The following is a 14120-nucleotide window of genomic DNA, read 5'->3' as shown; positions in this document are numbered from 1 at the left end:
CCGGACGTGATGAGAAAACCGTGCAGAGGCGATCGATCAGCGCCTGTCAGATGGGCAGGCGCTGAGGCGACGTTGATCAGTCGTCGTTGCTTAGCGTCGCTTGATACGCATCGGCGTCTAATAAGCCTTCAAGGGCTTGGTCGGTGACACGAACTTTCATGATCCAGCCACCTTCGTAAGGGGCATCATTAACCGTTTCAGGGGCGTCTTCGAGGGCTTCGTTGACTTCCACCACTTCGCCATCGACGGGGGAGTAAAGGTCGGAAGCCGCTTTGACGGACTCGATGACACCAAACTCCTTGCCTTTATTCAGGGCTTGACCGACCTCGGGTAGCTCGACAAACACCACATCGCCTAATGCTTCTTGTGCGTGGTCAGTGATCCCAACGGTCACGGTGCCGTCTTGGTTGTCCAGCACCCATTCGTGGCTGGCAGCGTAACGAAGATTGGCAGGAAGATTGCTCATGATGTTTCCCTTTGCATTCAGTGGACGGAACAACGGCATACTAGCGCTTGTCGTTCGCCTTGGCGACTGTAGCCAGCTCGATGGAGCGTATGAGTCTCTCTATGGTACCGTGTTTCTTATCGGAAACAAGTTTCTTCATTGGTACTAAAACCTCACTTGTGGAGCGCCTTTTCCTAGCCTCCGGTCGTTTGTCGATTTCATAAAGAGAAGCTTTCTCTGCTAGCAAGCGACACGGGCGTGGATGCCCACTAAGAAAATGGTGTAAAACATACTCATCATGCGTTTTTCCAGCGAGAATTAAGCGCTATGGTAGAGACGCTTGGTGTTTTCATCTGCCTGATGGGTGGTGGGTGAGCAACCTAACCTTCATAACAAACGCATCAATCGAATTGGGTAAGGAGAGTCGTGTGGAAACGTTGACCAGCCTATTAGGCGCTATTAACGGGGTTGTGTGGGGCCCGTTGATGCTGATCCTGTTGCTAGGGGTCGGTATCTATCTGCAAATTGGCTTGAAACTGATGCCGATACGCAAACTCGGCATGGGTTTCAAGCTAATGTGGCAAGGACGAGATGCCAAACCGTCTGCAAAGGCATCGTCAACGCCCAGCGATGAGGGGGAAATTTCTCCCTTTAACGCGCTGATGACCGCGCTATCGGCAACGATTGGTACCGGTAATATCGCCGGTGTGGCAACCGCCATTGCGCTCGGTGGCCCTGGCGCCGTTTTTTGGATGTGGATCACCGCGTTAGTGGGTATGGCGACCAAGTTTGCCGAGGCAGTGCTGGCGGTGCGCTACCGGGAGACCGATAGCACCGGTTATCATGTGGGCGGGCCGATGTTCTATATCAAAAATGGCCTAGGCCGTAAGTGGCTCTGGTTGGGCGGCCTGTTCTCTTTCTTTGGCGCAGTGGCGGCGTTTGGAATCGGTAACACCGTTCAGTCCAACTCGGTAGCGGAAGCCATGGATGCCACTTTTGGTGTTCCTCACTGGTTAACCGGCGTCATCATCATGGTCCTGGCAGGCGCGGTGATTCTCGGCGGCATCAAACGTATTGCCAAGGTTGCTGGTAAACTGGTGCCGGTGATGGGCATTGCCTACGTCATTGCGGGCTTGCTGGTACTGGTCGTCAATGCAGGCCAAATTGGCGATGCCTTTGGGCTGATCTTCTACTACGCCTTCAACCCCATGGCAGCGGCCGGTGGGTTTGCTGGTGCCGCGGTGATGGCTGCCATCCGCTTTGGTGTGGCGCGCGGTATTTTCTCCAACGAAGCCGGTTTGGGGAGCGCACCTATCGCCCACGCAGCGGCACAAACGAAAAATCCGGTACGTCAGGGTTTGATTGCCATGCTGGGGACGTTCATCGATACCATCATCGTATGTACCATCACTGCGCTGGTCATTTTGACTTCGACGGTGTGGATGGAAGGAGAGGCGGGAGCGTCACTGACCGCGCTCTCTTTCGATGCAGCGCTGCCTGGTTTTGGTAACCAAATCGTGGCCATTGCGCTGGCGATCTTTGCCTTCACCACGATTTTGGGATGGTCTTTTTATGGGGAGAAGTGCTGCCAGTTCCTGTTTGGCACTCGCTCCATCATGCTCTACCGCGTATTGTTCGTGCTGGCCATTCCGTTGGGTGCCATTGCTCAGCTGGGCTTTATCTGGCTGATGGCCGACACCTTCAACGCCATGATGGCTATCCCCAACCTGATTGCGTTGGCGCTGCTCTCTCCCGTTGTCTTCAAGCTGACTCGGGATTATTTTGCAGGTAAGGACGTGCTGCCGGGCGAAGCCCTGGATCATGACAAGTAAGGCCTGCGCTTAAGGGCCGCGCACGTTGTAGTAGAGCCGGGAAGCCTAGTCAGGCTTCCCGTTTCTCTTTTTTGATAGAGGATATGCCATGACTGATCTGAACCGAACGCCACTTCACACGCTGCACACACAACTGGGTGCCAAGATGGTACCTTTCGCTGGGTACGAGATGCCGGTGCAGTACCCGTTAGGGGTGAAAAAAGAGCACGAGCATACCCGACAGTACTGCGGTTTGTTTGATGTGTCGCATATGGGACAGATTCTAGTGTCGGGTGGGCAAGTCGCTGAAGCGCTGGAAAGCTTGATTCCCGCTGATTTGGTGGGATTGCAAAAAGGGCAGCAGCGTTATGGTCTTTTCACCAGTACCGACGGTGGCATTCTCGATGATCTGATGGCCGTCAATGCAGGGGATCACTTCTATCTGGTGGTGAATGCGGCATGCAAAGAGCAAGATATTGCCCATTTGCGTGCCAATTTGGGGAATAGCCACCAAATTGACGTGCTCGACCGCGGGTTGCTGGCGCTACAAGGACCCCAAGCGCGGGAAGTGATGCAGCGACTTTGCCCCCAGGCTTGCGAATTGACGTTCATGCAGCATGGGCGTTATACCCTGGCGGGGCATGACGTTTGGATCAGCCGCAGCGGCTACACCGGTGAAGATGGTTTCGAGATCTCTGTCGCTGCCGACGAGAGCCAAGCGTTAGCAGAGACGCTATTGGCTGAGCCGGAAGTCGAAGCAATTGGCTTGGGGGCTCGGGATTCTCTGCGCCTTGAAGCAGGCTTATGTCTCTATGGCCACGATATGGATCAGAACACCACGCCCGTCGAAGCCGGCTTGATTTGGGCCATTGGTAAGTCGCGTCGGCGCGGTGGCGAGCGCGCAGCGGGTTTTCCGGGTGCCGATGTGATTCTGCATCAAGTGGATGCCAAAGATCATCCCCGAAAGCGCGTGGGCTTGGTCGGAGAAGGACGAGCGCCGGTCCGTGAAGGCAGCCTGCTAGTTGACGAAGCGGGTAACGAGATCGGTGTGGTGACCTCGGGGGGCTTCGGACCTAGCGTCGGTAAACCCGTCGCCATGGGGTATGTGACTCGAGAATGGGAGGCTCCCGGTACCGCCGTCTATGCACTGGTGCGCGGCAAGCAGCTCCCGATGAACGTCACTTCCATGCCTTTCGTAACGCCCGGCTACTATCGAGGATAGTCGTTCAGATAGTGGAAGAGCCCCTCATCGTGGAGGGGCTTTTTGTCAGCGCAGTACTTGTTGTCAGCGCAGTACTTGGCGCGGATCGATGGGTTTGCCTCCTTGACGTAAATCGAACAACAAATCATAGCGCTGTGTTGCGTTGCTTTGTCCCACTTCGCAGAGCTCGTCCCCCGCGCTGACTTGATCGCCTACGCGGACCAATATTCGTTCGCAAAGGGCATAGACGGTTTGCAAATTGTCTGCATGGTGAACGATGACGACATCGCCAAGCTGCCGCATGCTGTCTGCAAAACGAACCTCCCCGGGGGCGACGGCCTTAGCTCGGGCTCCTTCCTGCGTGGCGAGTAACATGGGTTGCAGGGTGCCACGGCTATCCGCCCCAAAGCGGCGCACCACGCGGTAATCCTCCAGTGGCCATGGCCAACGACGCGCTGACGCGGGCAGGCTCGCGCTGGGTGCGGGTGTCGGCGCCGATGAAGCACTCGACGAGCTGGTGCTTCGTGAACCGTTACGCTGGCTTGACGGCGTGGTTCTGGCCGCACTGCTGAGAGGAACGCTGATAATTTGTCCGACGCGCAGCCCGGTCGGCGACGTGCCCTGATTCGCGCTCTGTATACGTCCGGACGTGGTACCAAAATGTCGTGCGATGCCTGAAAAGGTATCCCCAGGGCGAATTTGATAGCGGTAAGGGCCGCCAGAAGGCGCTCGTTCCTGCTGAGTGGGGATGAGTAGACGCTGTCCCACCGCTAAACGGCGTGGGTCGACGCCCGGATTGAAGCGCTCGAGTCGCTCCAGTGGTACGTTGGCTCGCGCCGCGAGCTGACCAAGCGTATCGCCTCGTCTAACGACTACCCAATCACCACTGATACTGCTCGTCGAGCTGGCGGCAGGCACGCGCTGTCCCGAAGAGGAGGGCGACGAGCCAGCACAGCCAACGAGCATGCTCGCCAATACGCAAATCGTCAGCCAGTGGCTTAATCGTGGTCGCTGAGGCGGTCCAGCAAGGTATCTTTTTCCTGCCAGAGTGAATTGATCCATGCGTGGAAGCGTTCCTTGTGCTGCGGTTCGTCATGGTAATGAGCAGTCGACATCCACTCCGGAATGTCGAGCTGCCGAGCTTTAAGCGTAATGGGGGCTTCTTGACCACATAAAAAGCCTAAGAACGTGGGCGATGGGTTGGTATAGCTGATGGTGACATCTAAAATGCCATCTAACTGGTCGCCTAAAAGGCTCAATACTTGGGCAATACCGCCTGCTTTAGGGCGCAACAGGTGCTGAAAAGGGCTTTGTTGAGCGTCTCGCTTGGCGACGGTGAAGCGGGTCCCCTCGACAAAATTAAAGATCGCAATGGGCGCATGTCGTGCCCGGCGGCACATCCGCTCGGTGGATTCTCTATCCACGGTAGCCAGTCTAGGATTTAGCGCAATTTGTTCACGGCTGAAGCGGCGCATGAAAGGAAACTCGAGCGCCCAAAAAGCGAGGCCGACGATGGGAATCCAAATGAGCTGATGCTTGAGGAAAAAGCGCGGCATGGGAATACGGCGATGCAGGGCCATGAAAAGAATGAAAATATCGGTCCAACTACGGTGGTTGGAAATGACGAGCCACCACTGTTCTGAACTCAATGCATCGGGCACGTCAATCGATACATCGGGCTTGAGCCAGCGTCGCATCCACCACAAGTTGGCGCCAATCCAATTTAGCGCCACGGCACAAAGCCCTTTCAGCAGCCACTCCTTTTGTCGCCGCCCAGGAGCGATGACTTTCAGCAGTGTCAACAAAATGAGGGGAACGCCCCAAAACAGCGTGCACAACGTCAGCAACAAGATGCTAACGCCCCCTTTTATGATTGGCATACCACAATCCTCACAGCGACCTGACAGCGTGTCCTGTCTTACTCGACACGCGCTCTAGGATAAATGCTAATGGATCAACGTCACGCTGCCCAGCATAACCGCATCAAGATGTTAGGACGACGCCAACAGCGAGGGTGTTTTGATGCATTCCAATAGAACGCTGCGCAGCGCATGGGCGGCTACCGAAAGTTCTTCTTGCGTGAGGATGCCCACTCGACAAGCGATACTGGGTGCTTCAAGGGGCACGCAGTGAGCCCCTAGTTCATGCATTTGCCGAATGCACATCGATGGGACAGCGCTAACCCCCAGCCCCTCCGCCACCATACGGCCCACCGTGGCTAGCTGATGGCTCTCGAAGGCGACGGGAAGCGCCATTTGGCGTTTCCCGAGTTCCTGTTCCAATAAACGCCGTACCATCGAAGGGCGCTGAAGTGTCATGAAGTTGTGCGCCAGGAGCTGCTGCCAAGAGAGCGAGGTGGAGCCCGCCAGCGGGGAGGAGGAGGAGACGACGGCAACGAATCGATCCTCAAAAAGCGGCGTGAAATTCAAGCTACCAGTGCCTTCCGGAGCGAAGGCAATGCCAATTTCTACCTGCCGAGAGCGGACCATGTCCATCACCTCTTCATTGATGACGTCATGAACGGTGACGTTGATCTTAGGATACTGCTGACGAAACTTGATCAGCGCGCTTGGCAACAAGTTACCGGCAAATGAGGGCATGGCGGCCACGCTGAGTCGTCCCAGCTGGAGGGTGAAGCGCTGACGCAGTCGCTCTTCGGTATTGTCCCATTGGGCTAGCAAATGCTTGGCGAGAGGGAGTAGGGACGCTCCCTCGGGGGTAAGTCTCACGCTTCGCGTACTGCGGATGAGTAGTTTTCCGCCGAGAGAATCCTCTAACCCTTTGATAGCAAGGCTCAAGGCGGGCTGTGAAAGGTGCAGACGCTCGCATGCTTGAGTGAAGCTGAGGGTTTGCGCTACAGCCAAGAAGGCGCGAAGCTGCTTAACGGTCATGGCGTCTCTTTATAAGTTGTTAAAATAAATTGATAAGAAAAACAAACTTAACAAATATATCATCCGAGACAACACTGGCAATAGGGCGACAGCCGAGCTAACGCTGCTTACACTGTTTCAATCAGCATTCTCGACACCGAACCGTATTCAACAACAACGTGAGGCATGACAATGGCAGGATTCGATAAGCGTGTGGCTTCCTACGAAGAAGCAATGGAAGGCATCGAGAGCGGTATGACCGTAATTGCCGGTGGTTTTGGGTTATGTGGTATCCCTGAAAACCTGATTGCCGAGATCAAACGTCGTGGCGTCAAAGACCTTACCGTGGTTTCCAATAACTGTGGCGTTGATGGTTTTGGTTTGGGCGTACTGCTCGAGGACCGCCAAATCAGTAAGATTATCGCCTCGTACGTGGGCGAGAACGCTCTGTTCGAACAGCAGATGTTGAACGACGAAATCGATGTCGTACTGACGCCACAAGGGACGCTCGCCGAAAAGATGCGGGCAGGCGGGGCGGGTATTCCTGCATTCTATACCGCCACCGGCTATGGCACGCCGATTGGTGAAGGCAAAGAAGTACGGGTCTTTGATGGACGTCATTACATTTTGGAAGAGGCGATCAAAGGCGATTTTGCAATCGTCAAAGGCTGGAAAGCCGACCGATATGGCAACGTCATGTATCGCCATACGGCACAGAATTTCAATCCCATGGCGGCAACCGCAGGCAAAATTACCGTCGTTGAAGTTGAGGAGATCGTTGAGCCAGGTGAACTGGAACCCAGCCAGATTCATACACCGGGAATCTACGTCGATCGCATTATTCAAGGTACGTTCGAGAAACGTATCGAGAAGCGCACCGTGCGCAGTTAAGCGAAGAACGCCAACAATCAACTCAGGACTAAGACAAGAGGTGGCACCATGGCTTTAACTCGTGAACAAATGGCGCAGCGTGTAGCGCGTGAATTGCAGGATGGTTTCTACGTCAATCTAGGTATCGGTATTCCCACGCTGGTGGCCAACTATATCCCGGATGGCATGGATGTCATGCTCCAGTCCGAAAATGGGCTGCTAGGAATGGGGCGGTTTCCCACCGAGGAAGAAGTAGATCCAGACATGATCAATGCGGGTAAGCAGACCGTTACTGCCCGCCCTGGGGCGGCGATTTTTTCCTCCGCTGAGTCGTTTGCCATGATTCGCGGCGGTCATGTGGATTTGACCGTTCTGGGTGCGTTTGAAGTCGACCAAGAGGGCAACATTGCGTCCTGGATGATACCCGGAAAGCTCATCAAAGGCATGGGCGGCGCCATGGATCTCGTGGCAGGTGCAGAAAACATCATTTGCACCATGACCCATGCGTCGAAACACGGCGAATCCAAATTGCTAGAAAAGTGTAACTTGCCTCTGACAGGTGCTGGTTGCATCAATCGTGTGTTGACGGACCTAGCCTATTTGGAGATCAAAGATGGCGCCTTCATTCTCAAGGAGCGAGCGCCAGGCATTAGCGTCGAAGAGATCGTCGAGAAAACCGCTGGTAAACTGATCGTTCCCGATCACGTCCCGGAAATGACGTTCGACGAATAAGCATTTTTTTTCAGTAGCATAAGGCGTGGGCGAGCGCTCACGCCATTTCGCAGCGAGTGTGAAAGGGCAGCAAAATCTCTGCCACACGTTCGTGATCATCACTGACCTGTTTTTGAATCAGGGCTAATCCACCCAAGCACAAGCGGTGCTCGTCGCCGTCGTTGAAGACCATTTTTTGCGGCATCGCCGGGTAAAAACGGTGCTCGAGTAGATTGGAAACGGAAAAGACACCGTTTTGTTGGCCACTTAGTGGCGGCATGCCGGCCTTCTCTAACTGTTCGTTTAGGGTGGCGAGGGGCGCCTGCATTCGATGGCAGTCGAAACCGGCATGATGCAGCCGAGGCCCCATAACGGCAAGCCAAGCGGCTAGTGGGTGCGCGCTGTATAGCTGTCGGTAGAGTGTCCATGAGGGCATTGGCCAAGGCCTACCTCGGCACAAAAGATTATGCCCTTTGCAATCAGCCGGGTGGCTTTGATGCACCAGCGTCGTCAGCGCTTCTCTGGGCGCTTTCGAAAGCGTGCCTATTTGTAGCTCAGCAAGGACCAGCCAACTGGTATCGTCGCTGGGAGCCATCAAGTGAATCAGCAGCCCTTTGTCAGCCATGGCGTAATACCCCGCCGAGCGGTAGCCCATGCGTGCCAAAGGGAGTCCTAGAGCGTTCATGGCGAAGGGGCCGTAATTCAGCGTGACCAGCGTCAAATATTCTGCCTGGGTGTTGAGCGGCCACAACCTTAAGCTGCCGATATCGGGGTGGGTGTGGACGTAGTCCAGCCACAGCTGTTGTAAAAACTCCTCGCGCTGCATGGGGAATCCTCGCCGCCTAAAGACGTCCGTAAGTCAACGGATAGTTGAAGTCAGTATAGGCAAGCAAGGAATTGACAGGTTCAACGGGCTTAAACGGCCAATTTAACGCCTATTAGGAAGCCAGCAGCTGTTTTTCACGCACGAATTGATCAAATTCGGTGTAGCCGCCGACGTGCTGCTGATCGACGAAGATTTGAGGAACGGTATGGATGGGCTTACCCGCCGTTTTGGCGATATCATCCTTGGTGACTCCTTCAGAGGGCATGTCCACATAGCGGTAACCGTCGATCTTGCCGCTGTTTTCAAGATGCTCGGCAAGTTGTTTGGCGCGAACGCAAAAAGGGCACGACATGCGCCCAAAAATGACCACAAACATGGCAGTGACTCCTTTACGATATGAGCGTTAAATGAAAATCGATGCTCATTGTGGCGTAGGGAGCGCTTTTTAGCCAATAGCGCCACGCTACGTTTGCTATAAAGCACACCAATCAGCGACATAGATCAGGAGAATCCATGCAGACCTTGGCACCGCATGAGTATGGACATTTAGCCGAGCTGGCTAAGTGTTATCGCGATGATCATTTGGCAACGCTGAAGCAGCAGCCGCACTTCAACCCTCGATTAGGGGTGGATGCTCTCTGTTTTCAACATCTCGACACGCGGATTAGCGGTGCTAGCGTCATGGCGGGTGCACTGATTACCCCCTGTGAGCTGTGGTTGGTGGCGTTACCGGAACAGGCTACGTTACAGGCTCCGCTGGATTCGCAGTGTGTGCTGGCGCTGCCATCTGGCCGTTATGCGTTGGTGTTGGAGCGTTTGTCTACGGGTATCGAGCTCTACAAGCGAAAGATACTGGATGACTTGAGCGATCTAGAGTCTTTGCAAGAAACGGCTCGCCTCGCCCAGCGCATGATGCAGCAGTTGATGACGCAGCCCAGCGCTGCTTATGCGTCGCCCGAGTAGGCAGAAGCAGTAGGTGGCTCCTATACTCACCAACGTTTATCTCTTCATTTTCATGTACGTCATAAAAGGAAACTGGGATGGCATCGCAAAAAGCGACAACACCACGGGTTGCCGTGGTAACGGGTACCAGCAGTGGCATCGGGGAAGCCGTCGTTCGACATTTCTGTGAGCAGGGGCATCAAGTATTGGCCGTCGACTTCAACCCGGCTGGTAAAGAGATTGCGGAGGCAGCAGGTGCCGCGTTCTATCAAGCGGATCTTACCGATCCCGATGCGTGTCGTGGCGCGATCGCCGAGGCGGTCAAGCGTTTTGGTGGCGTGGATATTCTCGTCAATAACGCAGGCATTCAGCATGTTGCTTCGATCGAGACTTTTCCTGAAGCGAAGTGGCGCCAAATCATCGATCTGATGCTGACAGCCCCTTTCCTGCTCACCCAGGCCGCCTGGCCTTACATGCGTGAGAAGGGTTGGGGCCGTGTGGTGAACATCGCTTCTATTCATGCGCAGGTGGCGTCACCAGGCAAAGCGGCGTATATCAGCGCCAAACATGGCATGATCGGGTTGACCAAAACCGCAGCGCTGGAGGGTGGCGAGCAGGGCATTACAGCAAATGCGATTTGCCCAGCATACGTGAAAACGCCGCTGGTCGATAATCAGATCGCGGATCAAGCGAAGCTCAATCATATGGATGAGCAAGAGGTCATCGAGAAGATCATGCTCAAAAATGCCGCCGTCAAACGCCTCATCGAACCATCCGAAGTGGCTCAGCTGGTGGCTTATCTGACCTCGGACGCGGCAGGGGCCGTGACGGGGGCTAGCTGGAACATCGACCTTGGTTGGACGGCGCACTAAACAGTGCCGATTGCCTGCTCTCCTAAAAGACTCATGGGGGAGCAGGCTCAAAAGCTTAGCGGCGAACCGGACGTTTTTGCAGTTTGCGCTGCAGCGTGCGGCGGTGCATGCCCAGTGCCCGAGCTGTCGCTGAGATATTGCCGTCGTGCTCTTGTAGCACTTTTTGAATATGCTCCCAGGTGATCCGGTTGATGGAAGGAGGGTTGTCTGCCAATTCCACATTGGGATCGGCATCAGGATGCTCGAACGCTGTCATCACATCATCTGCATCCGCTGGTTTGCATAGGTAGTTGATGGCGCCCAGTTTGATGGCCTCGACTGCCGTCGCGATACTGGAATAGCCGGTCAGCACCACGATACGACAATCGGGCACGGCAGACAGGAGATCGGGCAGCAGTTTGAGTCCAGAGCTGTGTTCCAGCTTCAGGTCCAGAGTGGCCATGGTCGGCTTGAAGTGTGACGCAGTGCTCAGCGCTTGATCGGCATCATGCGCGACCATGACCTCAAATCCTCGCCGGGTCAAGGCGCGGCTCAGTACGTGGCAAAACATCTCATCGTCATCGACAATCAGCAGGCGCTGCGCTTGGTTCTGCATACTTCCCTCGTTTGTCTTGATCACTGTTGCCTCCGCTTAGTTGGGCGCTGAGCCGCGTGGCAGCGTGACCTCGGTCAGCGTTCCACCTTCGGGATGATTGTACAGGCTTACGCCGCCGCCGAAGCGGTTGATGGTGGCATGGGTGAGAAACAGGCCAATGCCCAACCCTTTGCTTTTGGTCGAGACGAACGTATCACCTAGCTGGTCGGCAATCGACATGGCCACGCCTGGGCCGTGGTCGCGTATATCGATGATCACGCTGTCGTCTTGCCAATCCAAACGAATCGCGATGTGTTCAGGGTTGGCGTCTGCCGCGTTATTCAATAAATTGGTCAGCGCCTGGTCCAGCGTGGCATCTACCGCTAGCCAGGGTCGGCCGCGGCGCTCTGCGACGTCGAAGCGATGACTGACATCGGGACGAATGACCAGCCAGCGCTGCACCACGCCCGCTAGCCATACTTCGGCGTCCAGCACTTCGGGCTCGGCCATGCGCCGACGGTCGGCACTCGTCACCAAATGCTGCAGGCGTGACTTGCAGATATCGACCTGCTGACGTAACAGCGCGATATCCTCCTCCAGTGCGCTATCTCTTGTTGCATCGGCCTGCATCTCCTTGAGCAGGACGGCCATCGTCGACAAAGGTGTGCCCAGCTCGTGGGCAGTGCCCGCCGCTTGGGTGGCAACGGCCAGCACCTGCTCGTTACGAAGGGCGGCTTCACGAGTACGCGATAGCGCTTTGTCACGACTGCGCAGTGCATGCGCCATTTTATAGATAAAAAACGTCACGAGCCCAGCCGACAGTCCAAAGTTGAGCCACATGCCCAAGATATGCAGGCTCAGCGGTCCTTCGCTACTGATATGGCCCAGCTGTGGAATTGGGTGATAGTAAAACATCAAGAAGCTGTAACCGGCCATGGCACAGGCTGCGATGATCCAAGCGTGCCGCCAAGGCAGCGTTGCTGCTGCAATGGTGACAGGGACCAAGTAGTACGTAATGAAAGGGTTCGTAGAACCACCCGAAAAATAGAACAGCAGTGTCAATCCGGCGATATCGGCCAAGAGATGCGATAGGTACTCGCCATGGCTTACGGCCTTGGGTCGGCCTAACCGCCACCAAGTGGCAATGTTGAGCAGCCCCATGGCAATGACCACGCTCACTACGGCCGTGACGGGTAGGTCGAATGCCAGGAGTTCGATGCCAACGATGATGGCCATCAAAAAGCCCGTCCAGGTGATCCCCCGAACGATGGTAAGCCGAACCAGGTTACGATTGGGCGTAGAGAGCGGTAAGGGCAGGGCAGTAGGCATGGTTCGACTTATTTGCTCGATGTTTTGACGCTATGAATGACGAACTTGATGAAAAGTGTCATGACAAACGTCAGCCAACCCGCCGATGCTAGCAGGTTGAACAGCAATATTTTGGGAGGAAGCCACGCCGAACCGAGGAGTGCCTCCAGCATGATATGAAAAAACATGGCTAGCAATAGCGGCAAGGCAAGCGTGTGGATCCACATGTCGGTGCGGCGTTTGCGAATGTGATAGCGACGCAGTAAGTGGCGTAGCGGCCTATGTGCCCAGCTAAAGAGTACCAGCGTTGCCACGACGAACATCACCGCAAGTGTCGGTTCGGTGCTTTGACGGTGCATCGATATGGAAATGGACCATGCAAGCCCCAGCCATGCCAACCCTTCCAGGCTGGCAATGAAATCTGCATAGCGGCGTACGTTCTGCATAAACAACTGAATCCTTGATCTTACAGCGTGGCGTCATGATACGACACTTGCGCGGACCTGTGGGAGCACGCGCAGATTTATCCTAACGGCGTATTGGGTATACTGTGGCCGCTCGCAGATCCCCTTCACCTAGATCAATAGGATTCGCCGTGGACGCTATTACTTTGACCCGCCCTGACGATTGGCACCTACACTTGCGTGATGATGAGGCACTTCGTGCCGTGGTGGGGCACACCGCCGCACAAATGGGTCGCGCGATCATCATGCCGAACCTAAAACCACCGGTGACCACGACAGAGCAGGCCGTCGCGTACCGCGAGCGCATCCTTGCCGCTTTGCCCAAAGGCAGCACCTTCGAGCCGTTGATGGTCCTTTACCTGACGGATACGACACCGCCCGAGGAGATCGAGCGTGCCGTCGAGAGTGGTATCGTCAAAGCCGTGAAGCTATATCCAGCAGGGGCCACGACCAACTCTGCCTCGGGTGTGACAGATATTGCTCACTGCGACGCCACCATTGCCATGATGGCAAAGCTGGGTATGCCGCTGTTGGTGCATGGAGAGGTCACCGATCATGAGATCGATATTTTTGACCGGGAAGCGGTGTTCATCGATCGCGTTATGAAGCCGTTGTTGGCGCGACACCCTAACTTGAAAGTCGTATTCGAACACATCACCACGCAGCAGGCGGCGGAGTTCGTGGCTAGCGCGCCTGATAACGTGGCGGCTACTATTACTGCTCACCACCTTCTTTTCAATCGCAACCAGATGTTGGCTGGTGGTATCCGCCCTCACTACTATTGCCTGCCCATTTTAAAGCGCGAGCAGCATCGCCAAGCGCTGTTGAGAGCCGCTACGAGCGGAAGCCATAAATTTTTCTTAGGCACCGATAGCGCGCCCCATGCCAAGGGCGACAAAGAGTCCAGCTGTGGCTGCGCGGGTGCTTACACCGCCCCAGCCGCCATCGAGCTCTATGCCACTGCCTTCGAACAGATGCAGGCCCTCGACCAGTTGGAAGCGTTTGCGAGCTTGAATGGGCCACGCTTTTACGGCCTTACCCCGAATGCGGATAGCATCACTCTCGAGCGTCGTGAATGGACGCTGCCAGCGAGTTATCCCTATGCGTCTGGACAAACCATCGTGCCATTACTGGCGGGCGAGACGTTGGCCTGGGCGATGAAGAAGTAGCGGCTAAGTAGCATAAGTGCTCACATAAAGTGCTCTTAACAAAGCACTTTCAATGGA

Annotated in this window: 16 protein-coding genes; 7 read left to right on the top strand and 9 right to left on the bottom strand. The window is 55.3% G+C overall.

The window, feature by feature from the left end:
- Nucleotides 1-76: 76 nt before the first annotated feature.
- On the bottom strand, nt 77-466 hold the full coding sequence (gcvH, locus tag MHM37_RS00535; RefSeq protein WP_139527479.1) for a glycine cleavage system protein GcvH: 390 nt from the start codon (nt 464-466) through the stop codon (nt 77-79).
- Nucleotides 467-873: 407 nt separating this feature from the next.
- Between gcvH and MHM37_RS00530 the strand changes: the two genes are divergently transcribed.
- Together MHM37_RS00530 and gcvT are read left to right on the top strand one after the other, a co-directional pair.
- Nucleotides 874-2277, top strand: a complete 1404-nt coding sequence (locus MHM37_RS00530) for a sodium:alanine symporter family protein (protein WP_239295729.1) — start codon at nt 874-876, stop codon at nt 2275-2277.
- Nucleotides 2278-2365: 88 nt separating this feature from the next.
- The gene (gene gcvT, locus MHM37_RS00525) at nt 2366-3478 is read left to right on the top strand and encodes a glycine cleavage system aminomethyltransferase GcvT (protein ID WP_239295730.1); all 1113 of its coding nucleotides are present in this window, start codon (nt 2366-2368) and stop codon (nt 3476-3478) included.
- 63 nt (nt 3479-3541) lie between these two features.
- Here gcvT and MHM37_RS00520 read toward each other — a convergent pair whose 3' ends face one another.
- The 3 genes from MHM37_RS00520 to MHM37_RS00510 form a co-directional block, all read right to left on the bottom strand.
- The gene (locus MHM37_RS00520; RefSeq protein WP_219863852.1) at nt 3542-4423 is read right to left on the bottom strand and encodes a LysM peptidoglycan-binding domain-containing protein; all 882 of its coding nucleotides are present in this window, start codon (nt 4421-4423) and stop codon (nt 3542-3544) included.
- Nucleotides 4424-4455: 32 nt separating this feature from the next.
- Nucleotides 4456-5337, bottom strand: coding sequence for an acyltransferase (locus tag MHM37_RS00515; RefSeq protein WP_239295731.1), 882 nt, complete (start codon nt 5335-5337; stop codon nt 4456-4458).
- Between the two features lie 111 nt (nt 5338-5448).
- Nucleotides 5449-6348, bottom strand: a complete 900-nt coding sequence (locus tag MHM37_RS00510; protein ID WP_239295732.1) for a LysR family transcriptional regulator — start codon at nt 6346-6348, stop codon at nt 5449-5451.
- A 171-nt stretch (nt 6349-6519) separates the two neighbouring features.
- Here MHM37_RS00510 and MHM37_RS00505 point away from each other — a divergent pair, with 171 nt between their 5' ends.
- A complete protein-coding gene (locus MHM37_RS00505) occupies nt 6520-7218 on the top strand; it encodes a CoA transferase subunit A (RefSeq protein WP_139527488.1) in 699 nt (232 codons plus the stop codon).
- A gap of 48 nt (nt 7219-7266) precedes the next feature.
- Nucleotides 7267-7929 carry a CoA transferase subunit B gene (locus tag MHM37_RS00500; protein WP_139527491.1) on the top strand — a complete coding sequence of 221 codons (663 nt, stop codon included), beginning with the start codon at nt 7267-7269 and terminating at the stop codon, nt 7927-7929.
- A 37-nt stretch (nt 7930-7966) separates the two neighbouring features.
- Here the strand turns inward: MHM37_RS00500 and MHM37_RS00495 are convergent, their stop codons facing one another.
- Both MHM37_RS00495 and MHM37_RS00490 read right to left on the bottom strand, forming a co-directional pair.
- Nucleotides 7967-8734, bottom strand: a complete 768-nt coding sequence (locus MHM37_RS00495; protein ID WP_219861031.1) for a DUF1338 family protein — start codon at nt 8732-8734, stop codon at nt 7967-7969.
- A 112-nt stretch (nt 8735-8846) separates the two neighbouring features.
- The gene (locus tag MHM37_RS00490) at nt 8847-9110 is read right to left on the bottom strand and encodes a GrxA family glutaredoxin (protein WP_139527494.1); all 264 of its coding nucleotides are present in this window, start codon (nt 9108-9110) and stop codon (nt 8847-8849) included.
- Between the two features lie 137 nt (nt 9111-9247).
- Here MHM37_RS00490 and hybE point away from each other — a divergent pair, with 137 nt between their 5' ends.
- On the top strand, nt 9248-9697 hold the full coding sequence (hybE, locus tag MHM37_RS00485) for a [NiFe]-hydrogenase assembly chaperone HybE (protein ID WP_139527496.1): 450 nt from the start codon (nt 9248-9250) through the stop codon (nt 9695-9697).
- Nucleotides 9698-9774: 77 nt separating this feature from the next.
- The gene (locus MHM37_RS00480; protein ID WP_139527497.1) at nt 9775-10548 is read left to right on the top strand and encodes a 3-hydroxybutyrate dehydrogenase; all 774 of its coding nucleotides are present in this window, start codon (nt 9775-9777) and stop codon (nt 10546-10548) included.
- A 55-nt stretch (nt 10549-10603) separates the two neighbouring features.
- Here MHM37_RS00480 and MHM37_RS00475 read toward each other — a convergent pair whose 3' ends face one another.
- Genes MHM37_RS00475 through MHM37_RS00465 form a run of 3 tightly spaced genes read right to left on the bottom strand, consistent with a single transcriptional unit; the run spans nt 10604 to nt 12876 of the window.
- On the bottom strand, nt 10604-11143 hold the full coding sequence (locus MHM37_RS00475; protein ID WP_139527499.1) for a response regulator transcription factor: 540 nt from the start codon (nt 11141-11143) through the stop codon (nt 10604-10606).
- 36 nt (nt 11144-11179) lie between these two features.
- Complete coding sequence (locus MHM37_RS00470) at nt 11180-12451, bottom strand: ATP-binding protein (RefSeq protein ID WP_139527501.1); 1272 nt, start codon at nt 12449-12451, stop codon at nt 11180-11182.
- 8 nt (nt 12452-12459) lie between these two features.
- The gene (locus MHM37_RS00465; RefSeq protein ID WP_139527503.1) at nt 12460-12876 is read right to left on the bottom strand and encodes a hypothetical protein; all 417 of its coding nucleotides are present in this window, start codon (nt 12874-12876) and stop codon (nt 12460-12462) included.
- Nucleotides 12877-13025: 149 nt separating this feature from the next.
- Between MHM37_RS00465 and pyrC the strand changes: the two genes are divergently transcribed.
- On the top strand, nt 13026-14063 hold the full coding sequence (gene pyrC, locus MHM37_RS00460) for a dihydroorotase (protein ID WP_239295733.1): 1038 nt from the start codon (nt 13026-13028) through the stop codon (nt 14061-14063).
- Nucleotides 14064-14120 lie beyond the last annotated feature (57 nt).

The organism is Halomonas sp. MMH1-48 (assembly GCF_022348105.1).
In the GTDB taxonomy this organism is placed as follows: Bacteria; Pseudomonadota; Gammaproteobacteria; order Pseudomonadales; family Halomonadaceae; genus Vreelandella; species Vreelandella piezotolerans.
The sequence above is the reverse complement of the archived record's forward strand: the minus strand, read 5'-3'. Positions and strand labels throughout refer to the sequence as shown.